General features: G+C 58.9%; 24 protein-coding genes. 18 read left to right on the top strand and 6 right to left on the bottom strand.

Annotated features, from left to right (window positions below; translation table 11 throughout):
- Positions 1 to 292: 292 nt before the first annotated feature.
- Together AC1DXW_RS12120 and AC1DXW_RS12115 are read left to right on the top strand one after the other, a co-directional pair.
- Complete coding sequence (locus AC1DXW_RS12120; protein WP_477754846.1) at positions 293 to 1,642, top strand: NCS2 family permease; 1,350 nt, start codon at positions 293 to 295, stop codon at positions 1,640 to 1,642.
- A gap of 72 nt (positions 1,643 to 1,714) precedes the next feature.
- The gene (locus AC1DXW_RS12115; RefSeq protein ID WP_477754847.1) at positions 1,715 to 2,341 is read left to right on the top strand and encodes a LysE family translocator; all 627 of its coding nucleotides are present in this window, start codon (positions 1,715 to 1,717) and stop codon (positions 2,339 to 2,341) included.
- Between the two features lie 148 nt (positions 2,342 to 2,489).
- On the opposite strand, the gene uraH is transcribed toward AC1DXW_RS12115, so the two are convergent.
- Positions 2,490 to 2,843 carry a hydroxyisourate hydrolase gene (uraH, locus tag AC1DXW_RS12110; RefSeq protein ID WP_477754848.1) on the bottom strand — a complete coding sequence of 118 codons (354 nt, stop codon included), beginning with the start codon at positions 2,841 to 2,843 and terminating at the stop codon, positions 2,490 to 2,492.
- Positions 2,844 to 2,895: 52 nt separating this feature from the next.
- A complete protein-coding gene (locus AC1DXW_RS12105; RefSeq protein WP_477754849.1) occupies positions 2,896 to 3,111 on the bottom strand; it encodes a hypothetical protein in 216 nt (71 codons plus the stop codon).
- 166 nt (positions 3,112 to 3,277) lie between these two features.
- On the opposite strand from AC1DXW_RS12105, the gene puuE reads away from it, so the two are divergent.
- The 8 genes from puuE (at position 3,278) to AC1DXW_RS12065 (ending at position 11,375) form a co-directional block, all read left to right on the top strand.
- Positions 3,278 to 4,204 (top strand): allantoinase PuuE, encoded by a 927-nt coding sequence (puuE, locus tag AC1DXW_RS12100; RefSeq protein ID WP_007988146.1) that lies wholly within the window; start codon positions 3,278 to 3,280, stop codon positions 4,202 to 4,204.
- A complete protein-coding gene (uraD, locus tag AC1DXW_RS12095; protein ID WP_477754850.1) occupies positions 4,201 to 4,716 on the top strand; it encodes a 2-oxo-4-hydroxy-4-carboxy-5-ureidoimidazoline decarboxylase in 516 nt (171 codons plus the stop codon). Before puuE ends, uraD begins: the two co-directional genes overlap by 4 nt.
- 88 nt (positions 4,717 to 4,804) lie before the next feature.
- Positions 4,805 to 5,800: an allantoicase gene (alc, locus tag AC1DXW_RS12090; protein ID WP_007988149.1), complete on the top strand. Its 996-nt coding sequence runs from the start codon at positions 4,805 to 4,807 to the stop codon at positions 5,798 to 5,800.
- Between the two features lie 160 nt (positions 5,801 to 5,960).
- Positions 5,961 to 6,464 (top strand): ureidoglycolate lyase, encoded by a 504-nt coding sequence (locus AC1DXW_RS12085; protein WP_477754856.1) that lies wholly within the window; start codon positions 5,961 to 5,963, stop codon positions 6,462 to 6,464.
- A 50-nt stretch (positions 6,465 to 6,514) separates the two neighbouring features.
- Positions 6,515 to 7,816 (top strand): urate hydroxylase PuuD, encoded by a 1,302-nt coding sequence (locus AC1DXW_RS12080; protein WP_477760045.1) that lies wholly within the window; start codon positions 6,515 to 6,517, stop codon positions 7,814 to 7,816.
- A gap of 165 nt (positions 7,817 to 7,981) precedes the next feature.
- Positions 7,982 to 9,340 (top strand): nucleobase:cation symporter-2 family protein, encoded by a 1,359-nt coding sequence (locus AC1DXW_RS12075; RefSeq protein WP_477760044.1) that lies wholly within the window; start codon positions 7,982 to 7,984, stop codon positions 9,338 to 9,340.
- A gap of 87 nt (positions 9,341 to 9,427) precedes the next feature.
- Positions 9,428 to 10,213 carry an outer membrane protein OmpK gene (locus tag AC1DXW_RS12070; RefSeq protein WP_477754853.1) on the top strand — a complete coding sequence of 262 codons (786 nt, stop codon included), beginning with the start codon at positions 9,428 to 9,430 and terminating at the stop codon, positions 10,211 to 10,213.
- Between the two features lie 376 nt (positions 10,214 to 10,589).
- On the top strand, positions 10,590 to 11,375 hold the full coding sequence (locus tag AC1DXW_RS12065; protein WP_477754854.1) for an outer membrane protein OmpK: 786 nt from the start codon (positions 10,590 to 10,592) through the stop codon (positions 11,373 to 11,375).
- Positions 11,376 to 11,461: 86 nt separating this feature from the next.
- On the opposite strand, the gene AC1DXW_RS12060 is transcribed toward AC1DXW_RS12065, so the two are convergent.
- The 3 genes from AC1DXW_RS12060 to AC1DXW_RS12050 form a co-directional block, all read right to left on the bottom strand.
- Positions 11,462 to 14,233, bottom strand: coding sequence for an RHS repeat domain-containing protein (locus tag AC1DXW_RS12060; RefSeq protein ID WP_477760043.1), 2,772 nt, complete (start codon positions 14,231 to 14,233; stop codon positions 11,462 to 11,464).
- A gap of 72 nt (positions 14,234 to 14,305) precedes the next feature.
- Entirely contained in the window at positions 14,306 to 15,475 is a 1,170-nt protein-coding gene (locus AC1DXW_RS12055) for a patatin-like phospholipase family protein (protein WP_477754108.1), read from the bottom strand.
- Positions 15,476 to 15,509: 34 nt separating this feature from the next.
- Positions 15,510 to 16,442, bottom strand: coding sequence for a lipid A biosynthesis lauroyl acyltransferase (locus AC1DXW_RS12050; protein WP_477754107.1), 933 nt, complete (start codon positions 16,440 to 16,442; stop codon positions 15,510 to 15,512).
- Between the two features lie 118 nt (positions 16,443 to 16,560).
- On the opposite strand from AC1DXW_RS12050, the gene minC reads away from it, so the two are divergent.
- From minC to AC1DXW_RS12015, 7 genes are all read left to right on the top strand, one after another.
- The gene (minC, locus tag AC1DXW_RS12045; protein WP_046037759.1) at positions 16,561 to 17,298 is read left to right on the top strand and encodes a septum site-determining protein MinC; all 738 of its coding nucleotides are present in this window, start codon (positions 16,561 to 16,563) and stop codon (positions 17,296 to 17,298) included.
- A gap of 202 nt (positions 17,299 to 17,500) precedes the next feature.
- A complete protein-coding gene (minD, locus tag AC1DXW_RS12040; protein WP_414876892.1) occupies positions 17,501 to 18,313 on the top strand; it encodes a septum site-determining protein MinD in 813 nt (270 codons plus the stop codon).
- Positions 18,313 to 18,567: a cell division topological specificity factor MinE gene (minE, locus tag AC1DXW_RS12035; protein ID WP_007974947.1), complete on the top strand. Its 255-nt coding sequence runs from the start codon at positions 18,313 to 18,315 to the stop codon at positions 18,565 to 18,567. Before minD ends, minE begins: the two co-directional genes overlap by 1 nt.
- A gap of 181 nt (positions 18,568 to 18,748) precedes the next feature.
- Positions 18,749 to 19,384, top strand: a complete 636-nt coding sequence (locus tag AC1DXW_RS12030; RefSeq protein WP_090324073.1) for an RluA family pseudouridine synthase — start codon at positions 18,749 to 18,751, stop codon at positions 19,382 to 19,384.
- A 200-nt stretch (positions 19,385 to 19,584) separates the two neighbouring features.
- Positions 19,585 to 20,874, top strand: a complete 1,290-nt coding sequence (locus AC1DXW_RS12025; protein WP_477754106.1) for a M18 family aminopeptidase — start codon at positions 19,585 to 19,587, stop codon at positions 20,872 to 20,874.
- 210 nt (positions 20,875 to 21,084) lie between these two features.
- The gene (locus AC1DXW_RS12020) at positions 21,085 to 21,261 is read left to right on the top strand and encodes a hypothetical protein (protein WP_223462172.1); all 177 of its coding nucleotides are present in this window, start codon (positions 21,085 to 21,087) and stop codon (positions 21,259 to 21,261) included.
- 126 nt (positions 21,262 to 21,387) lie between these two features.
- The gene (locus AC1DXW_RS12015) at positions 21,388 to 23,499 is read left to right on the top strand and encodes a mechanosensitive ion channel family protein (RefSeq protein ID WP_477754105.1); all 2,112 of its coding nucleotides are present in this window, start codon (positions 21,388 to 21,390) and stop codon (positions 23,497 to 23,499) included.
- A 71-nt stretch (positions 23,500 to 23,570) separates the two neighbouring features.
- Here AC1DXW_RS12015 and AC1DXW_RS12010 read toward each other — a convergent pair whose 3' ends face one another.
- Positions 23,571 to 24,284, bottom strand: a complete 714-nt coding sequence (locus tag AC1DXW_RS12010) for a UTRA domain-containing protein (protein ID WP_477754104.1) — start codon at positions 24,282 to 24,284, stop codon at positions 23,571 to 23,573.
- Between the two features lie 362 nt (positions 24,285 to 24,646).
- Between AC1DXW_RS12010 and AC1DXW_RS12005 the strand changes: the two genes are divergently transcribed.
- A complete protein-coding gene (locus AC1DXW_RS12005; protein WP_477760042.1) occupies positions 24,647 to 25,714 on the top strand; it encodes an ABC transporter substrate-binding protein in 1,068 nt (355 codons plus the stop codon).
- Positions 25,715 to 25,760 lie beyond the last annotated feature (46 nt).

Genomic DNA, 25,760 nt, shown 5'->3' with positions numbered 1-25,760 from the left:
GCCACGCTCCCACAGGGTCTTCGACGTTCACAGGGTCAGCGAACGACACAAAACCTGTGGGAGCGTGGCTTGCCCGCGATGGCGTCCTATCAGGCGATATATCCCTAAAGCCAAATATTTCGTCGACAAAACCAAAAACATTATTTGCATTATTTGTATACAAAAGCATAATCCACTTCGTGCGAGTTCCTGACCAAGCGGTCAACAAATTCGCAAGTGCCTCAAAGGGCCGCTGCCACCCTCATGGGTCCGGCCCTGGAAATAACAATAAAACTCTTGAGGAGTATTCGCTGTGGAAAGCCGCAAATCCGAAGCATCGACGCTGGAACTCTCGCCGCCATTACGCAATGGCTTGCTGGAGCGTCTGTTCAAACTCAGCTTGCATGGCACCACGGTGAAGACCGAGCTGATTGCCGGTCTGACAACCTTCATCACCATGGCTTACATCATCTTCGTCAACCCCAACATCATGGCCGATGCCGGGATCGATCACGGTGCGGCGTTCGTCGCCACCTGCATCGCCGCGGCACTCGGTTGCCTGTTGATGGGTTTGTACGCCAACTGGCCGGTCGGCCTGGCACCGGGCATGGGGCTGAACGCCTTCTTCACCTACACCGTGGTCGGTACCATGGGCTACAACTGGGAAACCGCCCTCGGTGCGGTGTTCGTTTCCGGTGTGCTGTTCATGATCCTGACCTTCTCGCGGATCCGCGAATGGTTGCTCAACAGCATCCCGGTCAGCCTGCGCTTCGCCATGGGCGCCGGCGTGGGGCTGTTCCTGGGGCTGATCGGTCTGAAAACCGCGGGTATCGTCGTCGATAGCCCGGCTACCCTGATCAAGCTCGGCTCCCTGCGCGAACCCGGCCCGCTGCTCGCCGCCGTGTGCTTCCTGATGATCGCCATCCTCAGCTACCATAAAGTGTTCGGCGCGATCCTCATCAGCATCATCACCGTGACCCTCGCCGGTTGGGGCCTCGGGCTGGTGCACTACGAGGGCATCATGTCCGCTCCGCCAAGCCTGGCTCCGACCTGGATGGCCATGAACGTCGCCGGCGTATTCAACGTCAGCATGATCAGCGTGGTCCTGGCGTTCCTCTTCGTGCACATGTTCGACACCGCCGGCACACTGATGGGCGTTGCCCAGCGCGCCAACCTGGTCGGCGCTGACGGCAAGATCGAAAACCTCTCCCGCGCGATGAAAGCCGACAGTGCGTCCAGCGTATTCGGTGCAGTGGTCGGTGTTCCGCCGGTCACAAGCTACGTAGAAAGTGCTGCTGGCGTGGCCGCTGGTGGTCGGACTGGTCTTACCGCAGTCACCGTTGGTGTGCTATTTATAGCCGCAATGTTTTTCGCACCACTGGCCGGCATGATTCCCGCCTATGCCACCGCTGGCGCACTGATTTATGTAGCGATGCTGATGATGGGCGGCATGGCCCACATTGAATGGGACGAAGCGACCGACAGCATTCCGGCGATCGTTACCGCCATCATGATGCCGCTGACCTTCTCGGTCGCCGACGGTATCGCCCTGGGCTTCATCACCTACGTGGCGCTGAAGGCCGGTACCGGCAAGTACAAGGAAATTTCCGTGAGTTTGTGGGTGCTCTGCGCGATCTTCATCGCCAAGTTCATCTTCCTGTAAACCTTACGCGGGACCCGCTTGAAAACAGCCTCACCCCGTCGGGTGGGGCTTTTGTGCAAATGGAGGAAAGTGATGAGTCTGGAAACCTGGCTGCTGTTCAGCGGCGCTGCGCTGATAGTGATCCTGATCCCGGGGCCGTTGTCTTTGCTGATGATCAGCAACAGCCTGAATTACGGTTTGGTCCGCTCCTACCCGGCGTTTCTGGGTGGCGTGATTGCCTCGATCTGCCTGCTGAGCGCCTCGGCGCTGGGCCTGGGCGCGTTGCTGCTGGCGTCGGAACAGTTGTTCCGCGCCTTGAAAATCGTCGGTGCGTTGTACTTGTTCTATCTCGCCTGGCAGAGCTGGCAGCAATCGCGCCAGCCTTCCCATGGCGCCGAAGTGCCTCAAGCTGCAGCAGTGCCGCGCTTTCGCGCACTTTTCGGCCGCGCGTTCATGCTGGGCGCGAGCAACCCGAAAGACATTCTGTTCTTCGCCGCTTTCCTGCCGCAGTTCTTGAGTGCCGAACAAGCGTTCCTGCCGCAGTTGCTGGTGATGATTGCGACCTGGACCGTGCTCGACCTGCTGTGCAAACTGGCCTACGGCCTTGGTGCCCATGGTGCGGCGCGGTATCTGCGCAGCGGCAAGGGGCAGAGCTGGTTTAACCGGATCAGTGCGGGGTTGTTCAGTGGTGCGGGTGCTGCGTCCTTGCTTAGCCGCTAAAAGCAAAAGCATCGCGAGCAAGCTCGCGATGGCGTCGGCACAGGCGCCACATTTCTCAAGACGAAAAAAAGCCCGCAGTGTGAGCGGGCGAAAGACCAAAGAAGCTATATGCGCAGTCGCTTCCAGGGTGCAGCAGCTGCCTGGGGGATCAGCTGCCGCGATAGGTGGAGTAGCTGTAAGGCGAAATCAACAACGGCACATGGTAGTGATCCTGCTCGGCGGAGATGCCAAAACGCAGCACTACGACATCCAGGAAGGCAGGCTCCGGCAGCTTGACGCCACGGGCGCGGTAGTAATCGCCGGCATGAAACTGAACCTGATAGACCCCGGAGCGGTAGTCATCGCCTTGCAGCAGCGGTGCATCGACACGACCATCGCTGTTGGTTATCGCGCTGGCGACCAATTCCAGCTGCGATCCTTCAACGCGGTACAACTCGACCTTGATCGAGCTGCCCGGGCAACCGTGTGCTGCGTCCAAAACGTGTGTAGTCAAACGTCCCATTGATTCTGCGCGCCTGCCTGCGTGGAGCAGTCAGACTTCGCGCCTCCCGAAGTCAGTTGAAAAGGAGACCGCACCGATTCGGAGCACGAAAAGCTGCGGCGATCGACCAATTAAGACACTTTTCAAAAAAATTGTACACAATAAAAACGACATTTTTCGCATGACTCCCGGCATCGGCATATTTTCCGTCGATTTCCCGCCAAACCGCACCACCTATGAGCCCTTCAATCAATAATTGACCAGTCAGGCAGATTTCTTGCAGGCTCACGCCAATAGCAGTAAAAGATGACAGTCGGTGAAAAATGCGAAAATTCAGGCTTACAAAGTGAATATAAAGTTGTATACAATCAGCCCATCGCTGTGACGCCAGCCTGCCACCCTTTTTTCAGCTGCGTCACACCAACCGTCATCATCGAACAAGAAGGAAGCCTGCAGTGAGCGCTGACTACCCACGCGACCTGGTCGGTTACGGCAGTAACCCTCCTCACCCACACTGGCCGGGCAATGCCCGTATTGCCCTGTCGTTCGTACTCAATTACGAAGAAGGCGGCGAGCGCAACATCCTGCACGGCGACAAAGAATCCGAGGCGTTCCTCTCGGAAATGGTTTCCGCCCAGCCGCTGCAAGGTGCGCGCAACATGAGCATGGAATCCCTCTACGAGTATGGCAGCCGTGCCGGCGTGTGGCGGATCCTCAAGCTGTTCAAGGAATTCGACATTCCGCTGACCATCTTCGCCGTGGCCATGGCCGCCCAGCGTCACCCGGACGTGATCCGCGCCATGGTCGATGCCGGCCACGAGATCTGCAGCCACGGCTATCGCTGGATCGACTACCAGTACATGGACGAAGCCCAGGAACGCGAGCACATGCTCGAAGCGATCCGCATCCTCACCGAAATCACCGGTGAACGCCCACTGGGCTGGTACACCGGCCGCACCGGCCCGAACACCCGTCGCCTGGTGATGGAAGAAGGTGGTTTCCTCTACGACTGCGACACCTACGACGACGACCTGCCCTACTGGGAACCGAACAACCCGACCGGCAAGCCGCACCTGGTGATCCCGTACACCCTGGACACCAACGACATGCGTTTTACCCAGGTCCAGGGTTTCAACAAGGGCGACGACTTCTTCGAATACCTCAAGGACGCGTTCGACGTGCTCTACGCCGAAGGCGCCGAGGCACCGAAAATGCTGTCGATCGGCCTGCACTGCCGCCTGATCGGCCGTCCGGCGCGCCTGGCTTCACTCAAGCGCTTTATCGAATACGCTAAAAGTCATGAACAGGTGTGGTTCAGCCGTCGCGTCGACATCGCGCGCCACTGGCAAGAAACCCACCCGTACCAAGGGGCTGCCAAATGAGCACCTTTCAAACATTGAAACCATCGACACTGAGCCGCGACGCCTTCGTCGCCGCTTTCGCCGACATCTACGAACATTCGCCATGGGTGGCCGAGAAGGCCTTCGACCTGGGCCAGGACGCTTCGATCGACGAGATCGAAACCTTGCACCAGCGCATGAGCGACATCCTGTTGAGCGCCGATCACACAAGCCAGCTGGCCCTGATCAATGCTCACCCGGACCTGGCCGGCAAAGCTGCCGTCCAGGGCCATCTGACCGCAGCCAGCACTGAAGAACAGTCTGGCGCGGGTATTCACCAATGCACGGCCGAAGAGTTCCAGCGCTTCACCGAGCTGAACGATGCCTACAAAGCCAAGTTCAAGTTTCCCTTCATCATGGCGGTAAAAGGCAGCAACCGGCATCAGATCCTCGCAGCGTTCGAAACGCGCATCCACAACCCGGTCGACACCGAGTTCAAATGTGCGCTAGCGGAGATCAACAAGATCGCCCTGTTCCGATTACTGACCCTATAGCAAGCCTGGCCCTGCGAATTCAAGAACGCCGAATCACCAAGGGCCCTGCAAGCATCCCAAGCCACTTATTTAAAGGCAGACAAGAAGAATGAAAGCTTACGCCGTACCTTTCGAGAAGTTCGTCAACCTGGCCGATGCCCGCCTGGGCACCAAAATCATCTCGGTCACCGATGACTGGTTCGCAGACGCCAACCGTCTGTTCCAACCGACCCCGGCCGTATGGAAGGAGGGCGTGTTCGATGACAACGGCAAGTGGATGGACGGCTGGGAATCGCGCCGCAAACGCTTCGAAGGCTTCGACAGCGCAGTGATCCGCCTGGGTGTGCCGGGTTCGATCAAGGGCGTCGACATCGACACTTCATTCTTCACCGGCAACTTCCCGCCTTCGGCTTCCCTGGAAGCCTGCTTCCTGGCCTCGGGTGAGCCTGATGAAAACACCCAGTGGACTGAAGTGCTGTCCGCCGTCGAGCTGCAAGGCAACAGCCACCACTACCACGAAATCAACAACGACCAGGCGTTCAGCCACCTGCGCTTCAACATCTACCCGGATGGCGGCGTGGCCCGTCTGCGCGTGTACGGTGTGCCGTTCCGCGACTGGTCGGCTATCGGCGACAACGAGCAGGTCGACCTGGCTGCAGCCCTTAACGGTGGCCGCGCCCTCGCCTGCTCCGATGAACACTTCGGCCGCATGAGCAACATCCTCAACCCGGGCCGTGGCATCAACATGGGCGACGGCTGGGAAACCGCGCGTCGCCGTACCCCGGGCAATGACTGGGTGATCGTCGCGCTGGGCCATGCCGGTGAAGTCGAGAAAGTCATCGTCGACACCCTGCACTTCAAGGGCAACTACCCGGACAGCTGCTCGATCCAGGGCGCCTTCGTGAAGGGCGGTACCGACAGCCAGATCGAAACCCAGTCGCTGTTCTGGCGCGAACTGCTGCCAAGCCAGAAGCTGGAAATGCACGCCGAACACACCTTCGCCGAGCAGATCAAGGCACTGGGCCCGATCACCCACATCCGCCTGAACGTGTTCCCGGATGGTGGTGTGAGCCGCCTGCGGGTATTGGGCAAGGTCGCGAAGTAATGCTGAGCCTGTAGGAGCGAGCTTGCTCGCGAAAAACTCAAGGACACCGCGTTCATCCTGGATGCACGCGTTATCGTTGACGACCATCGCGAGCAATCGAACGTCGACCGGCTGCTCCTACAAAGAATCATCCACACCTGAACGAATTAAGAAGAACAGCATGCGCACACTGACGATTGAACCGCTGACCAAAGAAGCCTTCGCCCCTTTCGGTGACGTGATCGAAACCGACGGCAGCGATCACTTCATGATCAACAACGGTTCGACCATGCGCTTCCATAAACTGGCGACGGTGGAAACCGCTACGCCAGAGGACAAGGCGATCATCAGCATCTTCCGCGCCGACGCGCAGGACATGCCGCTGATCGTCAGCATGCTGGAGCGCCATCCGCTGGGCAGCCAGGCTTTCATTCCGCTGCTCGGCAACCCCTTTCTGATCGTGGTCGCGCCAGTTGGCGATGAACCTGTATCAGGCTTGGTCCGCGCCTTCGTCACCAACGGCAGGCAGGGCATTAATTACCATCGCGGCGTCTGGCACCACCCGGTGCTGACGATCGAAAAGCGGGATGACTTCCTGGTGGTTGATCGCAGTGGCACAGGCAATAACTGCGATGAGCATTTTTTCAAAGAGGATGAGCGTTTGATCCTCGCCCCCCACCAATAAGAGAAGGCCTGATCACTCGACAACAGAGTGACAGGCGAGAGGTAAAGACTGTGGAAGCACATCTGTTGGAATGGCTGAACCTGAGCGTGCGCTGGGTTCACATGATTACTGGCGTGGCCTGGATCGGTGCGTCGTTCTATTTCGTCTGGCTGGAAAACAACCTCAACCGCGTCAATCCGAAAAACGGGCTGGCCGGTGATTTGTGGGCAATCCACGGTGGCGGTATCTACCACCTGGAAAAATACAAACTGGCCCCACCGACCATGCCGGACAACCTGCACTGGTTCAAATGGGAAGCCTACTTCACCTGGCTGTCGGGGGTCGCGCTGCTGTGCGTAGTGTTCTACTCCAACCCGACGCTCTACCTGCTGGCTCCGGGCAGCACCCTGAGCGGTCCTGAAGGCGTGGCCATCGGTCTCGGCTCGCTGTTCATTGGCTGGTTCATCTACTCCTTCCTGTGCGACTCGGCCCTGGGCAAACGCCCTGCCCTGCTAGGCGCAATCCTGTTCGTCCTGATCATCGGCGCGGCCTACGGCTTCAGCAAAGTGTTCAGCGGTCGGGGTGCGTACCTGCACGTCGGCGCGATCATCGGCACCATCATGGTCGGCAACGTGTTCCGCATCATCATGCCGGCGCAACGCGCACTGGTAGCGGCGATCGCCGAGAACCGCACGCCGGATCCGGCGCTGCCAGCCAAAGGCCTGCTGCGTTCGCGTCACAACAACTACTTCACCTTGCCAGTGCTGTTCATCATGATCAGCAACCACTTCCCAAGCACTTACGGCAGCCAATACAACTGGCTGATCCTGGCCGGGATCGCGGTACTGGCGATATTGGTGCGTCACTACTTCAACACCCGTCACGACAGCCACAAGTTTGCCTGGACCCTGCCAGTGGCAGCCGTCGGCATGATCAGCCTGGCTTACGTCACCGGCCCCGCGCCGCTGAACAGCCCGGAAGTGGCCAAGGCGCCAGCGAAGATCGAATACCAGCCACTGCCGGAAACAGCAGTGGGCGGTGGTTTGAAACCGGCTGAAGCCAAACCTGCAGAAACGCCGGCTGCCGCACCGGCGCAAGCGTCCAACACAGGCCCAGGCTTTGACAAAGTGCACAGCGTGATTCAGGAACGTTGTGCGGTTTGCCATTCGGCCAAGCCAACCAGCCCGCTGTTCAGTGCGGCCCCTGCCGGTGTGATGTTCGACACCCCCGAACAGATCCGCCAGAACGCACCGCGGATTCAGGCGCAAGCCGTCACCAGCCAGATCATGCCACTGGGCAACATCACCCAGATGACCCAGCAGGAACGTGACCTGATCGGTGCCTGGATTGTGCAGGGTGCCCAGACCAACTAAGCAACAAAAGCATCGCGAGCAAGCTCGCTCCCACAGGTTTTGCACTGCCTGTGTGGGAGCTGGCTTGCCTGCGATTGGCCGCAAAGCGGCCCACCTGATTCGAATACAGCTGCCAGCAGCACTGCAGCTGTAAATCACAAGAATAAAAAAGATCCGAGGTGTTGCATGTCCGAGCTATCCACAGCGCGCATCCCCGACGCACCCGCCATTCAGCGTTTGCCCCTCTTGCAACTGATCCTGGTCGGCTTGCAACATGTTCTGCTGATGTACGGTGGTGCCATCGCGGTACCGCTGATCATCGGACAGGCCGCTGGCCTGAGTCGTGAAGAAATTGCCTTCCTGATCAACGCCGACCTGCTGGTGGCGGGTATTGCCACCATCGTCCAGTCCCTCGGCATAGGCCCCATGGGCATTCGCATGCCGGTGATGATGGGCGCCAGTTTCGCCGCCGTCGGCAGCATGGTCGCCATGGCCGGCATGCCCGGCATCGGCCTGCAGGGGATCTTCGGAGCTACCATCGCCGCCGGGTTCTTCGGCATGCTCATCGCCCCGTTCATGTCCAAGGTTGTGCGCTTCTTCCCGCCACTGGTGACCGGTACGGTCATCACCTCGATCGGTTTGTCGCTGTTCCCCGTGGCCGTGAACTGGGCCGGCGGCGGTGCTGGCGCCAGCCAATTCGGTTCGCCGATCTACCTGACCATCGCCGCACTGGTACTGGGCACCATCTTGCTGGTGCACCGCTTCATGCGCGGCTTCTGGGTCAATATTTCCGTACTGATCGGCATGTGCCTTGGCTATGTGCTCTGCGGCCTGCTCGGCATGGTCGACCTCAGTGGCATGGCTCAGGCGCCATGGCTGCAATTCGTCACTCCGCTGCACTTCGGCATGCCGAAATTCGAACTCGCGCCGATCCTGTCCATGTGCCTGGTGGTGGTGATCATTTTCGTCGAGTCCACCGGGATGTTTCTGGCGCTGGGCAAGATCACCGGCCAGGAAGTCTGCCCACGGATGCTGCGTCGCGGCTTGCTGTGCGATGCCGGCGCCTCGTTCTTCGCCGGCTTCTTCAACACCTTCACCCACTCCTCCTTCGCCCAGAACATCGGCCTGGTGCAAATGACCGGCGTACGCTGTCGCTCGGTGACCATCGTCGCTGGCGGGTTGCTGATCGTTCTGAGCCTGCTGCCCAAAGCCGCGTTCCTGGTGGCCTCGATTCCTCCGGCAGTACTGGGTGGCGCAGCGATTGCGATGTTCGGCATGGTCGCCGCCACCGGGATCAAGATTCTCCAGGAAGCCGACATCGGTGACCGTCGCAACCAGTTGCTGGTGGCAGTGAGCATTGGCATGGGTCTGATCCCGGTAGTGCGCCCGGAGTTTTTCGCCCACCTGCCCGTATGGATGAGTCCGATCACCCACAGCGGTATCGCCATGGCCACCCTCAGCGCGCTGACGTTGAACCTGCTGTTCAACATCCTGGGTGGCGCCGAACGCGCGGCCATCAACGACTGCCACGCTCACACACATTGATCTGACGGATAACCAAGGGGGCCTGCCTGTGGCCAGCCCCCTGGCCACAACCTGCGCCTCAAAAATAAAAACAAGAGGGAGCAACAGATGATTCGGACACAAACCAACCTGCTGTTGAGTGCTGGCCTGCTGGCCGCGAGTCAGGCCATGGCCGGCGATTTACTGCTGTGGCAGACCAACAGCCTGAGCTACCTGTACGGCAAGGATTTCGTGGTCAATCCGTCGATCCAGCAGACGATAACCTTCGAACACGCCGACCGCTGGAAGTACGGCGACAACTTCCTGTTCGTCGACAGCACCTGGTACAACGGCGAGAAAGACCGCAACAAAGGTGCTCATGCCTACTACGGCGAGTTCAGCCCGCGCCTCTCCTTCGGCAAGATCCTCGACCGCCGTTTCGAATTCGGCCCGATCAAGGACGTGCTGTTGGCCATGACCTACGAGAACGGCGAAGACGACACCGAGGCCTACCTGATCGGCCCCGGTTTCGACCTCGCGGTACCGGGCTTCAACTTTTTCACCTTGAACTTCTATTACCGTCAGACCGAAGGCTCGCGTCCCGGCGACGATGTCTGGCAGATCACACCGGCCTGGTCCTACACCCTGCCATTGGGCAACTCGAACCTGCTGATCGACGGCTACATGGACTGGGTGGTGGATAACGACCAGAACTCCCATGGCACTTATCACGCCAACCTGCACTTCAACCCGCAGATCAAGTACGACCTGGGCAAGGCCCTGAGCTGGCGGGAAAAACAGGTGTACGTCGGCGTCGAATACAGCTACTGGAAAGACAAGTACGGCATCGAAAACAGTTCCAGCTTCGACACCAACGAAAACACCACCAGCCTGCTGGTGAAGGTGCATTTCTGATGCTGCCCCGCAACCGTGCCCCAAACCTGTCGTCGGTGCGCCGTTGCGGAGCACTTGAGACCTGGCCGAGGAGTCAGTATTCTCCGCGGCCGCCCGAATCCGGTTTAAAAAAAAGCCCGGATGTAAAACCTGACCATAAAGCCAACTTATCCCGGCTCTGGCAGGCACCAAGGCACTCCAAAACCCCTCTCAATCGACCGCTCTTGAGCCGCCGAACGGGAGTTTTTTGCTTTTTGAAAGCCTTGGCTCAGCTCTTGCTAACAGCACCAAAGCTGACCGAATGGATGATTTTTTACCGCTACGGAAACAGGCGCCACACCAGAGCGCCGACCTTAAAAAAATAACGTGGAACCACCTACTTTTTGGGAGCAACCGAATGAAACGTACGTGCACTAGCCTGATGCTGGCGGGATCATTGCTGGCGGGGGGTCAGGCCATGGCCGGCGACTTGCTGCAGTGGCAGAACAACAGCCTGTCCTACCTTTACGGTAAGGACTTCCAGGTCAACCCGCGCATTCAGCAGACGGTGACCTTTGAACACGCCGACGGCTGGAAATACGGCGACAACTTCTTCTTCATCGACAAGATCTTCTACAACGGCAAGGAAGACGCCTTCGCGGGCAAGAACAGCCACTACGGCGAGCTCAGCCCGCGCCTGTCGTTCAACAAGATCTTCGACCAGAAGTTCGAGCTCGGCCCGATCAAGGACGTCCTGCTGGCCATGACCTACGAGTTCGGTGAAGACGATACCGAGTCCTACCTGATCGGCCCTGGTTTCGACCTGGCCATCCCGGGCTTCGATTACTTCCAGTTGAACTTCTACAACCGCCACACCGAAGGCGACCGCCCGGGCGACAACATCTGGCAGGTCACGCCGGTCTGGTCCTACACCATCCCGGTGGGTGGCTCGGATGTGCTGATCGACGGCTTCATGGACTGGGTGGTCGACAACGACGTGAACAAAAAAGGCGAATACCACGCCAACCTGCACTTCAACCCGCAGGTCAAATATGACCTGGGCAAGGCGCTGAACCTGGGTGCCAAGCAGCTGTACGTCGGTGTCGAGTACGACTACTGGAAAAACAAGTACGGTATTGAAGACAGCCAGGGCTTCAAGACTGATCAGAGTGTGACCAGTTTTCTGGTCAAGGTTCATTTCTGACGGAATGGATGTCCCAACCTGTCGGATAAGTCAGGTTGGGACTCGCTCACGCTGTGAGCCAATTTCGCCAGCGTGAACTTCTGAGATCAGTTGCTGATATCACGTTCATAGACTCGTTGTAACGAATATGCTGAAAATATGGTGGTATCTGCATTGTTTTTGGCCATTGCGACCCTTACTGCCGGGCCACTGTTAAATGTTGCAACGGCTTCACCCCAAGTACTCACTTGGCTTTCTTGCGAAACAAGCAAGTTAACTCTTCCAATAAAACTTTCATCCTCTGCCAAGGCGCCGGGGCCATAACCCGGACTATCCAAGCCCGCCAAAATATCTCGTGATACTTTTCGCGTCGCTTCTAAATAGACGTCTACTTTTTCTAATTGCTTGTGAGAAAATTTAAAGCCAATACCGGGCAAATAAAAATTATCCTCCGTCCCAACCAAATGACTTATTTCATGCCCCAGTGTAATAAGCGTATCGTGGTTATTGCTTATAAAACTCTCGTTAATCCATACTCGCCCATGAGGATCACCCTTCGATACATAGGCCCTTTTTGTCTCCCCCTCTGAAAGTCGAACCTTAACAAACTTATCTTGCCCAAGCTCAGATTGATACTCACCTATCAATTTATCTGCATCCTGCCACACACCGACCACATCACTTAATTCCGATAGTGACGCAGCCGCATAATAGTCCTGAACCACCGGTGCACTCTCACGTTCAAACTCCTTCATCATTAGAGCAGCAACTTGATAGGCTTGTCGTGCCCGCTTCAGATTTGAAGTAATCGCCATTTGCTCAGAAAAACTAAACTCCGATAGACCTCGCGCGACGATTTCGTGTCCGAGTCCGTTAACGGGATCTATCACTTTACGTTCATACTCATCATCCTTACCCTCATAAAACCGCCCATCCCTGTCAGTACGAACCATCGGTCCGTTGACCACAAAAGCATAAAGATTCAACCCATCAATACTTCCTGCCGGATCCGCACTCACCCAGCGTTGCAACCACGGCGCGTAATATCGATACCCGTAATAATAGAGCCCCGTCGCATCCCGCTCTTTCCCGGAATAACGAATCGTCTTGTAATTTACTTGAATTTCGCTGGAGCCCGCCCAGAGGGCCGTCCCGCCAAACGGGTAGTAAACCTCTCGAGTCACAACACCGCCCTGCTCATCCAACTCCAACGTGCAGGAATTCAAATGATCGCTCAGGCAATAACGCAGTTGGTCGTTGGACGCACCTTCAGGTGGTTTGGTGACCCAGTACAAAACGCGGATCCTACTGCGACCTGCTTCAACGCTGATGACATGCCACTCTTCACCCGTGGCCGTTTCACGATGGATTTCCAACCCAGGCAAATAACGAACTTCGGCACGGATCGTGCGCCGTGCAGCTTCGCTGAGTCGAACCTTTCGCAACCGATGCCCAAGACTGTCGTAGAAATAACTTTCGGTATCGTCGGGTCCATCTTCACGACTGACCATCGTGATCCGGTTTAACTGGTTGCGACTGTCCCAGCTCATCTTCTGACCGCGCAACAGCTCCTGTTGATTGCCGTTGGCATCAAAGCCGTTTGCCAGGTTCTCCTTATCCGCGACGCTGCGATTACTGATCAGCGATGTGAACATCTCGAAGGTTTGCACGTCGCTGTGATGGCGGGTCTGCAGGTTCCCGGCAGCGTCGTAGTTGAAGGTCTGGATGTAATTGCGCAACTGATTGGGGTCCAGCGGCGTGGTTTGCCAGACAGACAATGCAGGGCCATTGGCGGGTCGGCTCACTTCCCGGCCAGAGGCCTCGACCAGCTGATACTGGCTGTCATAGCGATAGCGGTTGATCGGGTCGATCCGCTGATTGTTGAAATAGCGGGTCGTTTCAAGCTTGTCTTCGAGGCTGGTGATATTGCCAACCGGATCGTATTCATATTCGAGGTGTTGCAGTGGCTGGCCATTGCAGGACAGCAATTGCAGCAAACGCCCATCTTCATCGGCGTAGTGAGCAGTGGTGATTACGCCGTTTCCAGCCCGTTCACTTTCAACCCTGCCTAACGCGTCGTAGTGGATGTCACTGACCAACAACTGAGGTGTTTCGGTGGCGCCTGCCAGCTTCAATCGGGTTTCTTTCAACTCACCAGACTGGTTGTACGCGAGCCCTCTGACGTTGCCCATGGCATCGGTCTGAGCGTGTATTTCCCCCAGTGGACCGTGTTGCTGCGCGGTCGTGAACACTTGCATCTCCAGCCAGCGCTCACGCTCTACAACATCGAATGGCCAGTCGGGAGGAGCAAGGGAGAGCAAAAACCGGGTCTGCTCCGCCAATGCCAGACCGCCTATGCCAAATTCATCAAGGATACGTGTGCCTGCCGGATGGTCATGGCGGATCAGTTGGCCGCACTGGTTATGAATAACAGACACTTCTCCCGCATCGCCATAAGCAAAACGCTCGGCGACACGCGACGGGTCATCTGTCATTTGCTCCGTCACTGCCGTCGGACGCTGAAGCTCATCGTACTCAGTGTGCCGCTGACTCCCGCGACCGTCCCAGAATGAGCGCACCATACCGGCCTGATCCAGCAAACTCAGTTGCCAACCGGCATCGACGCTGTCCACCAGCAGAGGCTGACTTAGTAAATTGTGCGTCGTGGCGAGGTTGGGTTTTGGCGCCRTGCCCCACAATCGTGGATCCCAGGAAGCCACCAGCCGTCCGGCAGCGTCAAAGTGATTGCGGGTGATGCGAGTCTCAATGGACGGGTTCCGCGGATGACGGCAATAGGCGACACTGCGCACAGCCAAACCGCGCGGATCCCCCACCGACACGCTCGGTGTGTGAGCATCAATCCATTGCGCAGCCGCCATCTTCGAACCCTCTGCCTGAGGGGTTCAATCTGATGGAAAAACCTGAGCACATCTACTGTCAGATCTGACAGTTCAAACGGCCTCAGCCACCGAGAGCCCGAGAAACCGGCACAACTCCCCGCGCTTGGCCAACGCATCCCGCCGCCCTAGCTCGATCAACTCGCTGCAATACCCCGCCTCGAACAACAGATAGCTCAGCACCCCGGCCCCGCTGGTCTTGGTCGCGCCCGGCCCGCGCAGAAACAGGCGCAGTGCCGCCGGCAATTCCTGACGATGTCGCGCGGCAATTTCATCGATCGGCTGGCTCGGTGAAATCACCAATACGTCCACCGGCGCCACGCCCAATGCGCGGGTCGGCGTGCCGTCGGGCATCAGGTGACTGAACTGGTTCAGGCGCTGCAACAGCTCGATGTCACTTTCCAGGCTGTCAATGAACGTACTGTTGAGCATGTGCCCGCCAATCTGCGCCAGGGTCGGCTGCTGACCGGTGTAGCTGCGCACCAAGGGTTGTTGCGGGTCGACGCCGCGGGGGTTGCCGCTGACGCCCACCACCAGCACCCGACTGGCGCCCAGATGCAGCGCCGGACTGATCGGCGCCGACTGCCGCACCGCGCCATCACCGAAATATTCTTCGCCGATTTTCACCGGGGCGAACAGCAGTGGAATGGCCGAACTGGCGAGCAGATGTTCAACCGACAGTTGGGTGGGAACGCCGACGCGTCGATGGCGCAACCAGGCATCGATCTTGCCTCCGCCCTGATAGAAGGTGACGGCCTGGCCGGACTCATAGCCGAAAGCCGTGACTGCCACTGCATGCAATTGTTGCTGTGCGATCGCTTCGGCGATGCCGCCCATATGCAGCTTGTCGCTGAGCAAGTCCCGCAGCGGAGAACTATTGAGCAGCGCCACCGGCATGTGCCTGCCGATGCCGAGCAAACTGTGGCTGACAAAGCGGCTGGCCTGGCGGATCACCCCGGGCCAGTCGCTGCGCAACACCAGGTGACTGCGAAAGCCCTGCCAGAAAGCTGTCAGGCGTTCGATGGCGTTACGAAAATCCATCGCCCCGCTGGCGAGGCTGACGGCGTTGATCGCGCCCGCCGAGGTGCCGACGATCACCGGAAACGGATTGCGTGCCCCCGGCGGCAGCAATTCGGCAATCGCCGCCAGCACCCCGACCTGATAGGCCGCCCGAGCCCCGCCACCGGAAAGAATCAACCCTGTAACCGGCTCAACTGGACTCATCGCAACACTCCATGGTGCTTGGGAAAACGGTTACTCAACCGCGCTTGGCGTACAACTTCGGCTCGCCCGGTGGACGACTCTTGAAGCGGCGATGAGCCCACAGGTATTGCTCGGGATGCTCGCGCAAAACGCTTTCGATCCATTGATTGATGCGAATGCAGTCTTCTTCTTCGGTTTCGCCGGGGAAGCCTTCGAGCGGCGCATGAATCACCAGGCGATATCCGCTGCCGTCCGCCAGACGCTCCTGGGTGAACGGCACCACCAGCGCCTTGCCCAGCCGCGCAAACTTGCTCGTGGCGGTGACGGTCGCAGCCTGAATGCCGAACAACGGCACGAAGAGGCTTTGCTTGGCGCCATAGTCCTGATCCGGTGCGTACCAGATCGCGCGGCCCGAGCGCAGCAATTTGAGCATGCCGCGCACGTCTTCGCGCTCCACCGCCAGCGAGTCGAGATTGTGCCGCTCGCGGCCCTGGCGCTGGATGTAGTCGAACAGCGGATTCTTGTGCTCGCGGTACATGCCGTCGATGGTGTGCTGTTGGCCAAGCAGCGCGGCACCGATTTCCAGCGTCGTGAAGTGCAGCGCCATCAGGATCACGCCCTTGCCTTCGCGCTGAGCCTTTTGCAAATGCTCCAGCCCTTCGACATGAGCCAGGTTCGCCAGGCGCTTGCGCGACCACCACCAGCTCATCGCCATCTCAAAAAAAGCGATGCCGGTGGAAGCGAAGTTCTCCTTGAGCAGGTGTTTGCGTTCGGCGGCGGTCTTTTCAGGAAAACACAGTTCCAGATTGCGCTTGGCAATGCGCCGTCTGTCGCCGGCCACCCGATACATCAAAGATCCCAGTACACGACCGATCCACAACAGTGCCGGATACGGCAACTGGACGATCAGCCACAACAGCCCCAAGCCACACCACAGTGGCCAGAAACGTGGAGATAGAAATGCTTTTCGAAAACGCGGGCGGTCCATTAATGCTTCCGGAATGACAATGGCCGCGCATTCTACATCGTTCGACCCGGCTTGCGGCCTGCGGGCGTTCTCGTTATAAGTCTCGGCACTTTTAGTGACAAGTCGTTGTATGCCGACCATGAGCCAAACCGAACCGCTAGACCAAGATCCCGTGTTCCAGTTGAAGGGCAGCATGCTGGCCATTACGGTGCTGGAACTGGCCCGTAACGACCTCGAAAGCCTTGATCGGCAACTGGCCGCCAAGGTCGCCCAGGCGCCCAACTTCTTCAGCAACGCGCCGCTGGTACTGGCCCTGGACAAACTCCCGGCCAACGAAGGCGCGGTCGATCTGCCCGGCCTGATGCGCGTGTGCCGCCAGCATGGCCTGCGCACCCTGGCGATCCGTGCCAGCCGCATCGAAGACATCGCCGCCGCCATCGCGGTCGACCTGCCGGTGCTGCCACCGTCCGGTGCCCGCGAGCGTCCACTGGACCTGACCGAAGGCGAACCGAAGAAAAAACCGGAAAAACCGCCCGAGCCGACCATCAAACCGACGAAAATCATCACTTCGCCAGTACGCGGCGGCCAGCAGATTTATGCCCAGGGCTGCGATCTGGTGGTGATCTCCTCGGTCAGCCCGGGGGCGGAACTTCTCGCCGATGGCAACATCCATGTATACGGCCCGATGCGGGGTCGCGTGTTGGCCGGCGTCAAGGGCGACACCAAGGCGCGGATTTTCTGTCAGCAAATGAGTGCTGAACTGATTTCCATCGCCGGGCATTACAAGGTTTCCGAAGATCTACGCCGCGACCCGCTATGGGGTTCGGGAGTGCAGGTCAGCCTGTCCGGCGACGTGTTGAACATCATTCGGCTTTAACGGATACTGCCGCATTTTCCAAGCATCTCTAAAACGTAGCGAAAACGGCTCAAACGAAGTAGGAAAAAGGCCGAAAGCAGTGTTTACCGGGGGTAAACGCCGCTCAAAACCGGATTCCAGCCAAGGCTGTCCGACTGCAGTAGTTTTTCAGGAGATGTTTTTCAAGGGCTGAAAAGTCCTCTTTCCTTAGGGGTGAAACACCTTGGCCAAGATTCTCGTGGTTACATCCGGCAAGGGTGGTGTGGGTAAGACCACCACCAGCGCCGCTATCGGTACCGGCCTCGCTCTGCGCGGCCACAAAACAGTGATCGTCGACTTCGACGTGGGCTTGCGTAACCTCGACCTGATCATGGGTTGCGAGCGCCGCGTGGTGTATGACTTCGTCAACGTGGTCAACGGCGAAGCCAACCTGCAACAGGCCCTGATCAAAGACAAGCGCCTGGAAAACCTCTACGTGCTGGCCGCCAGCCAGACCCGCGACAAAGACGCGCTGACCGTCGAAGGCGTGGAAAAAGTCCTGATGGCCCTGAAGGAAGACTTCGAATTCGTGGTCTGCGACTCTCCGGCAGGTATCGAGAAAGGCGCCCACCTGGCTATGTACTTCGCGGATGAAGCGATTGTCGTGACCAACCCGGAAGTGTCCTCGGTACGTGACTCGGACCGCATGCTGGGCTTGCTGGCCAGCAAGTCCCGTCGTGCCGAACGTGGCGAAGAGCAGATCAAGGAACACCTGCTGATTACCCGCTACCACCCGGAGCGAGTCGAAAAAGGCGAAATGCTCAGCGTCGAAGACGTCAAGGAAATCCTCTCGATCAAACTGCTCGGTGTGATCCCGGAATCCCAAGCGGTGCTCAAGGCTTCCAACCAGGGTGTGCCAGTGATTCTTGATGATCAGAGCGACGCAGGTCAGGCCTATAGCGACACGGTTGATCGCCTCTTGGGCAAAGAAAAGGAACATCGTTTTCTCGATGTAACGAAGAAGGGATTCTTCGAGCGCCTGTTTGGAGGTAGGTAATGAACCTTTTTGACTTCTTTCGTGCCAACAAAAAGCAAAGCACCGCGTCGGTAGCGAAAGAGCGTCTACAGATCATCGTGGCGCACGAACGCGGCCAACGCAGTACCCCGGACTACCTGCCGGCCTTGCAGAAGGAACTGGTCGAGGTGATCCGCAAGTACGTCAATATCGGGTCCGATGACGTGCATGTCGCACTGGAAAGCCAGGGCAGCTGCTCGATTCTGGAACTCAATATCACCCTGCCAGATCGCTGAGTCGATTCGCCAGGAGCCACGGCGGCTCGGGTTTCCAACCTTGGCGTAGGAGCTGCCGCAGGCTGCGATCTTTTGATCTTGTTCTTAAAAACAAAGTCAAAAGATCGCAGCCTGCGGCATCTCCTACACGGGGATCAGGGAAGCCCGAGCCGCCGTTGGCGTTTGTTACGAGGCTGTTTTAATGCCGTTGTCCAACATCCACATCATCCATCAGGATGCCGCCGTACTGGTGGTGAACAAACCGACCCTGTTGCTCTCCGTCCCCGGCCGGGCCGATGACAACAAGGACTGCCTGATTACCCGCCTGCAGGAAAATGGCTACCCGGAAGCGCGAATCGTCCACCGGCTGGACTGGGAGACTTCCGGCATCATCCTGCTGGCCCGTGACCCGGACACCCATCGCGAGCTGTCCCGGCAATTTCACGACCGCGAAACCGAAAAGGCCTACACAGCCCTGTGCTGGGGCCAGCCGGAACTGGACAGCGGCAGCATCGACCTGCCCTTGCGCTACGACCCGCCGACCAAGCCACGGCACGTGGTCGATCACGAATTCGGCAAACATGCGCTGACCTTCTGGCGCGTGCTCGAACGTTGCGGCGACTGGTGCCGCGTTGAGCTGACACCGATCACCGGCCGCTCCCACCAGTTGCGCGTGCATATGCTCTCGATTGGTCATCCGCTGCTGGGTGACGGCCTCTACGCCCATGAACAGGCATTGGCGGCCTGGCCGCGCCTGTGCCTGCACGCGAGCATGCTCAGCTTCACCCACCCGCAGACCGGTGAGCGCCTGCGCTTCGAGTGCCCGGCGCCGTTCTAAGCGAAAGCAAACCCTGTAGGAGCGAGCTAGCTCGCGATGATCCCGAGAGCGCCACGAGGCGCCAGGCTTCCCGCGTTATCGTTGACGACCATCGCGAGCAAGCTCGCTCCTACAGGGGATTGCGCCACTCCACCCGCACTCCACCGCCAATTCAATGGCCAATACGTTAAACTGGCGCCACTGCTGTCTGGAGCTACTTTATGCGCGAAGAGTTGAACCAAGGCCTGATCGATTTCCTCAAGGCCTCCCCTACCCCGTTCCATGCCACCGCCAGCCTTGTTCAGCGCCTGGAAGCGGCGGGCTATCAACGCCTCGACGAGCGCGAGCCGTGGAATACCGAAGCCAACGGTCGCTACTACGTCACCCGCAACGACTCTTCGATTGTCGCGATCAAGATGGGCCGTAACTCACCGCTGCACGGTGGCATTCGACTGGTCGGCGCCCACACCGACAGCCCGTGCCTGCGGGTCAAGCCGCAACCGGAACTGCAACGCCAGGGCTTCTGGCAATTGGGCGTCGAAGTGTATGGCGGCGCGCTGCTGGCGCCGTGGTTCGACCGTGACCTGTCTCTGGCGGGCCGCGTAACCTTCCGTCGTGATGGCAAGGTCGAGAGCCAGTTGATCGACTTCAAGACTCCGGTCGCGATCATTCCGAACCTGGCGATTCACCTCAACCGTGAGGCCAACATGGGCTGGGCCATCAACGCCCAGACCGAATTGCCGCCGATCCTCGCACAATTTGCCGGTGACGAGCGCGTGGACTTCCGCGCGGTGCTCACCGATCAACTCGCCCGCGAACACGGCCTGAACGCTGATGTGGTGCTCGATTACGAGCTGAGTTTCTACGACACCCAAAGCGCTGCGGTCATTGGTTTGCATGGCGACTTCATCGCCGGCGCACGCCTGGACAACCTGCTGTCGTGCTACGCCGGCCTGCAAGCGCTGCTGACAGCCGACACCGACGAAACCTGCGTGATGGTGTGCAACGACCACGAAGAAGTCGGCTCCTGCTCAGCGTGCGGTGCCGACGGCCCGATGCTCGAGCAAACCTTGCGTCGCCTGCTGCCTGAAGGTGATGAATTCGTACGCACTATTCAGAAATCCCTGCTGGTTTCGGCTGACAACGCCCACGGCGTGCACCCGAACTACGCCGACAAACACGATGCCAACCACGGCCCGAAACTCAACGCCGGCCCGGTGATCAAGGTCAACAGCAACCAGCGCTACGCCACCAACAGCGAAACCGCCGGGTTCTTCCGTCACCTGTGCATGGCTGAAGAAGTGCCGGTGCAGAGTTTCGTGGTGCGCAGCGACATGGGCTGTGGCTCGACCATCGGCCCGATCACCGCCAGCCACCTGGGGGTGCGCACCGTGGACATCGGCCTGCCGACGTTCGCCATGCACTCGATCCGCGAATTGTGCGGCAGCCATGACCTGGCGCATCTGGTCAAGGTGCTGAGCGCGTTCTACGCCTGCCGCGAGTTGCCGTAAACCTGAAAAAGCATCGCGAGCAAGCTCGCTCCCACATTGGATTGCATTTCAAATGTGGGAGCGACGGTGCGGCGATCCGACTTGCTCGCGATGACGGCAGCTCAAACACTGCAGATTTCATGATCGCGCTGGTTCATTCCTGATACACATCACGCCTGCCACTTTAAAAACCGCCTAGACTTCAAGTATCTCTTCGACAAGGCTGTCTCCATGATCTCGATGTCTACCTTCCACGCCATGCTGGTCCCGATCCTTGCCGGGATGATCATGCTGGCCGTCGGCTTCAACTTTCGCGACAAAAATGCCGGTGTATTTGTCATGTGGATCGGCATGCTGAGCATCCTCGCGACTGTGGTAATCAAGATCCTCGCCAAACTCAACGAATAATTCATCGCCCTTGGCTCGCATTGATTTTGACGGGCTCGTACACTCGGTCGATCCGCTCCCTGCGAGGTTGACCGCCTAGTGTTCGCTCGTCTTTTTGCCCTCCCGTGTATTGTCCTTGCCTGCCTGATGACGCTGCTGTCAGTGGCGCCTGCCCAGGCGGCCGGCCTGCCAGGCCTGCTCAGCAGCCAGGCCAAGACCCAGCCCGAAGCACAGGAACCGCTGGGGCAATCCCTGGACGAAGTGATCAAGTCTCTGGAGAACGATCAGCAACGCACCAAGCTGCTGACCGATCTGAAAAAGCTCCGTGACACCACCAAAAAGGCTCAACCAACGACCGAGGAAGGCGTGCTGGGCCTGATTGGCGGAACCCTGTCCAACATCGAGAAGAAATTTTCCGGCGACGACAGTCCGCTCACGCGCTGGTCCAGTGAGTTCGATCAGGCCCGGGAAGAACTGGTGGCACTGGCGTTGCCGGCCAATGAATGGCTGCCCATGCTGTTCGCCTTTGCCATGATCCTGATGGTCTGGAGCCTGCTGGCCGCCGCCCTGATCTGGATCAGCCACCGCGTGCGGATGCGTTTCGGCCTGACCGAAGAACTGCCGCAGCACCCCCGGGCCCTCGACATGTTGCGCTTCGCCTTGCGCAAACTCGGGCCATGGCTGATCGCCCTGGTGATCACGGTCTACATGAGCTACGCCTTGCCCTCGTCCCTGGGCAAAAGCCTGGCGATGGTGCTGGCCTATGCACTGGTGGTCGGCACCTGCTTCTCGGCCATCTGCGTGATTGCCTTTTCCCTGCTCGACGGCCCGCACCGCCACCGCGCCTTGTACATCCTGCGGCACCAGGCGTTTCGGCCGCTGTGGCTGATCGGCAGCTTCGCCGCGTTTGGCGAAGCGCTGAGCGACCCGCAACTGGTCGACAGCCTCGGCAGCCATCTGGCCCATACCGCTGCGACTGTCGCCAATGTCCTGGCAGCGCTGTCCACAGGGCGATTCATCCTGCGCTTCCGCCGACCGATCGCTCACTTGATCCGCAACCAGCCGCTGTCCCGGCGCCTGACTCGCCGCGCCCTCAACGACACCCTGTCGATCCTCGGCACCTTCTGGTACGTGCCGGCGTTGGTGCTGGTGGCCATCTCCCTGTTCGCCACCTTTATTTCCGCTGGCGACACCAGCACCGCCCTTCGCCAGTCGCTGATCTGCACCGTTCTGCTGGTGTTGTGCATGGTCATCAACGGCCTGGTACGCCGCTACGCCCTCAAACCCAAGCATGGCATCCGGCGTTACGCCGTGTATTCGGAACGGCTGAAAAACTTTTTCTACACCATCGTTCATCTGCTGGTGTGGCTGGCCTTCATCGAGCTGGGCCTGCGGGTCTGGGGCATGTCGTTGATCCGCTTCACCGAAGGCGACGGCCACGAAGTCAGCGTCAAACTGTTCAGCCTCGCCGGCACGCTGCTGTTCGCCTGGCTGATCTGGATTCTCAGCGACACCGCCGTGCATCACGCGCTGACCCGCTCGCGCAAAGGCCTGGCCAATGCCCGCGCACAGACGATGATGCCGCTGATCCGCAACGTGCTGTTCGTGGCGATTTTCATCATCGCGCTGATCGTTGCCCTGGCGAACATGGGCATGAACGTCACGCCACTGCTGGCCGGTGCCGGTGTGATCGGTCTGGCCATCGGTTTTGGTGCACAGTCGCTGGTAGCCGACCTGATTACCGGGTTGTTCATCATCATCGAAGACTCCCTGGCCATCGACGACTACGTGGATGTCGGCGGCCACCTCGGCACGGTCGAAGGCCTGACCATCCGCACCGTGCGCCTGCGGGACATCGACGGCATCGTCCACACCATTCCATTCAGCGAAATCAAAAGCATCAAGAACTACTCCCGGGAGTTCGGCTACGCGATCTTCCGGGTCGCGGTGCCGGCCAGCATGGACATCGACAACGCAATCAAACTGATGCGCGAAGTTGGTCAGAAAATGCGCACCGATCCGTTGCAGCGGCGCAATATCTGGTCGCCACTGGAGTTTCAGGGGGTGGAAAGTTTTGAGTCGGGCAATGCGATCCTTCGCGCCCGCTTCAAGACCGCGCCAATCAAGCAGTGGGAAGTGTCGCGAGCGTTCAATCTGTCACTCAAGCGGCACATGGATGAAGCCGGACTGGATCTGGCGACACCGCGGATGAGTATTCAGGTGATGACCGCTGGTGGCTCCCCGGAACAACCCCTGTAGGAGCTGCCGCAGGCTGCGATCTTTTAAGAATCAAGATCAAAAGATCGCAGCCTGCGGCAGCTCCTACAAGGTCAAACCACGTCAACACCGACATGAATCGCATCATGCCGCCAGAACTCCAGGTCGCAGTCGATCAACCGTTCATGCTGGTCATAGTTGACCCGGGCAATCCGCAAGCCCGGGCTGCCTGTTGACACCTTCAACGCCGCCGCCGCATCTACCGACAACGCCGTGGGCACAATCTCGAAGCGCACCCGCCCGTAGTGCAAATCGTAATGCCGCGCATATAACTCGGTGATCGACTGATTCAAATCGAAATCGAGGATCCCGGGAAAGTACTGCGGGTTCAGATAGTGCTCCACATACAGCACCAGTCGCCCGTCGATCCGTCGCGAGCGGCAGATCTGGATAACGCTCGACAGCGCTGGCAATTGCAGCCAGGCACACACCGCTGCCGATGCCGGTTGCAATCGCGCTGAAATCACCTCGGTGGACGGGATCCGCCCCTGGGCGCTGACCATTGCGTGAAAGTGGCTGCGCTGCATGAGGTTGTACGCCAGGCGTGGTGGCGAGACGAACCAGCCGCGACGCTCCTCGCGGTAGATCTGCCCTTGTGACTCCAACTGCAACAACGCTTCACGCAAAGTGATCCGCGTGGTGCCGAACAATTCACTGAGTTTGCGCTCGGCCGGCAATTTGCTGCCGGGGGTCAACAGTCCATGGTCGATCTGCTCCTGAAGCACCTGGCCGATGGCTGTTACCGCTTTTGTTGCCTCTTCACGCATCAACGTTTCCTTTCTGGACTAGACCAGCACCAATTCAGGGCAGAACCGCAGCGCAAACCGGCTCATTCAATAGTCTGCAAGCGTAGGCAGTGCAGATGACCGAGGTGTGACAAAGGCGCCCAACGGTCGCCACTCCCGGTTTTCAATAACTTGCAATTCATCGGCCATGTCCCTTGCCTGCCTGGGCTTTGACCATGGTCTACGCTTAGCAGGCCACCCGCGATACCGCCGAACAAAAAGTCATCCCGGGCGACGAACGACATCAAAGTGTCATCCAGCCCCCTTAAATTGGCTCAGGTATTGCTGACCTAGACCAACACAACCGCAATCGCAGCGTTGAACACGCCCCAAGGAGCTTTGGAATGAAACAGTTTTTCCTGGCATCACTGTTAGGCTCGACCATTGCAATGTGCACCGCCGCCATGGCGGCCGACACCGATCTGAAAACCCTGGAAGCCGCTGCGAAAGCGGAAGGCGCCGTCAACAGCGTCGGCATGCCCAATGACTGGGCCAACTGGGCCGGCACCTGGAAAGACCTGAGCGACAAATACGGCCTCAAGCACATCGACACCGACATGAGCTCGGCCCAGGAGATCGCCAAGTTCGCCGCGGAAAAAGACAACGCCAGCGCCGACATCGGCGACGTCGGTGCAGCGTTCGGCCCGATCGCGGTCAAGCAAGGCGTGGTCCAGCCTTACAAGCCTTCCACCTGGGATCAGGTGCCAGCCTGGGCCAAGGACAAGGACGGCAATTGGGCACTGGCCTACACCGGCACCATCGCTTTCATCGTCAACAAGAAGTTGCTGCACGGCTCCGAAGCCCCAACCAAGTGGGCTGACCTCAAGGGCGGTAAATACAAGGTCTCCATCGGTGACGTGAGCACCGCAGCCCAGGCCGCCAACGGCGTACTGGCAGCGGCACTGGCCAATGGTGGCGACGAGAAAAACCTCAAGCCTGCCCTGGACCTGTTCGCCGACATTGCCAAGCAAGGTCGCCTGTCGATGTCCAACCCGACCATCGCCACCATGGAAAAGGGCGAGATCGAAGTCGGCGTGGTCTGGGATTTCAACGGCCTGAGCTACAAGGCCAAGATGGCCAACCCGGATGATTACGTGGTGCTGATCCCGTCCGACGGTTCGGTGATTTCCGGCTACACCACCATCATCAACAAGTACGCGAAAAACCCGAACGCCGCCAAGCTGACCCGCGAATACATCTTCAGCGACGCCGGCCAGATCAACCTGGCCAAGGGCAACGCCCGTCCGATCCGTGCCGAGCACCTGACCCTGCCAGCCGAGGTGCAGTCCAAGCTGCTGCCTAACGAGCAGTACAAAAAGGTCACGCCGATCAAGGACGCGGACGCCTGGGAAAAGACCTCCAAGGCCCTTCCTCAGAAGTGGCAGGAAGAAGTCATCATCAATATGCAGTAATGCTGCATCCGTAGGAGCTGCCGCAGGCTGCGATCTTTTGATTTGG

The organism is Pseudomonas sp. P4_C4, assembly GCF_056402055.1.
This window is presented reverse-complemented; position numbering and strand designations above follow the sequence as displayed.

Bases quoted from the DNA above. Each gene is read 5' to 3' on its own strand.
- uraH (WP_477754848.1), bottom strand. From the start codon at position 2,843: ATGGGACGTTTGACTACACACGTTTTGGACGCAGCACACGGTTGCCCG.
- AC1DXW_RS12005 (WP_477760042.1), top strand. From the start codon at position 24,647: ATGAAACAGTTTTTCCTGGCATCACTGTTAGGCTCGACCATTGCAATG.
- AC1DXW_RS12030 (WP_090324073.1), top strand. From the start codon at position 18,749: ATGCCGTTGTCCAACATCCACATCATCCATCAGGATGCCGCCGTACTG.
- AC1DXW_RS12065 (WP_477754854.1), top strand. From the start codon at position 10,590: ATGAAACGTACGTGCACTAGCCTGATGCTGGCGGGATCATTGCTGGCG.
- AC1DXW_RS12025 (WP_477754106.1), top strand. From the start codon at position 19,585: ATGCGCGAAGAGTTGAACCAAGGCCTGATCGATTTCCTCAAGGCCTCC.
- uraD (WP_477754850.1), top strand. From the start codon at position 4,201: ATGAGCACCTTTCAAACATTGAAACCATCGACACTGAGCCGCGACGCC.
- AC1DXW_RS12055 (WP_477754108.1), bottom strand. From the start codon at position 15,475: ATGAGTCCAGTTGAGCCGGTTACAGGGTTGATTCTTTCCGGTGGCGGG.
- AC1DXW_RS12010 (WP_477754104.1), bottom strand. From the start codon at position 24,284: ATGCGTGAAGAGGCAACAAAAGCGGTAACAGCCATCGGCCAGGTGCTT.
- minC (WP_046037759.1), top strand. From the start codon at position 16,561: ATGAGCCAAACCGAACCGCTAGACCAAGATCCCGTGTTCCAGTTGAAG.
- AC1DXW_RS12070 (WP_477754853.1), top strand. From the start codon at position 9,428: ATGATTCGGACACAAACCAACCTGCTGTTGAGTGCTGGCCTGCTGGCC.
- AC1DXW_RS12020 (WP_223462172.1), top strand. From the start codon at position 21,085: ATGATCTCGATGTCTACCTTCCACGCCATGCTGGTCCCGATCCTTGCC.
- AC1DXW_RS12115 (WP_477754847.1), top strand. From the start codon at position 1,715: ATGAGTCTGGAAACCTGGCTGCTGTTCAGCGGCGCTGCGCTGATAGTG.
- alc (WP_007988149.1), top strand. From the start codon at position 4,805: ATGAAAGCTTACGCCGTACCTTTCGAGAAGTTCGTCAACCTGGCCGAT.
- AC1DXW_RS12050 (WP_477754107.1), bottom strand. From the start codon at position 16,442: ATGGACCGCCCGCGTTTTCGAAAAGCATTTCTATCTCCACGTTTCTGG.
- AC1DXW_RS12015 (WP_477754105.1), top strand. From the start codon at position 21,388: ATGACGCTGCTGTCAGTGGCGCCTGCCCAGGCGGCCGGCCTGCCAGGC.
- minE (WP_007974947.1), top strand. From the start codon at position 18,313: ATGAACCTTTTTGACTTCTTTCGTGCCAACAAAAAGCAAAGCACCGCG.
- AC1DXW_RS12085 (WP_477754856.1), top strand. From the start codon at position 5,961: ATGCGCACACTGACGATTGAACCGCTGACCAAAGAAGCCTTCGCCCCT.
- AC1DXW_RS12075 (WP_477760044.1), top strand. From the start codon at position 7,982: ATGTCCGAGCTATCCACAGCGCGCATCCCCGACGCACCCGCCATTCAG.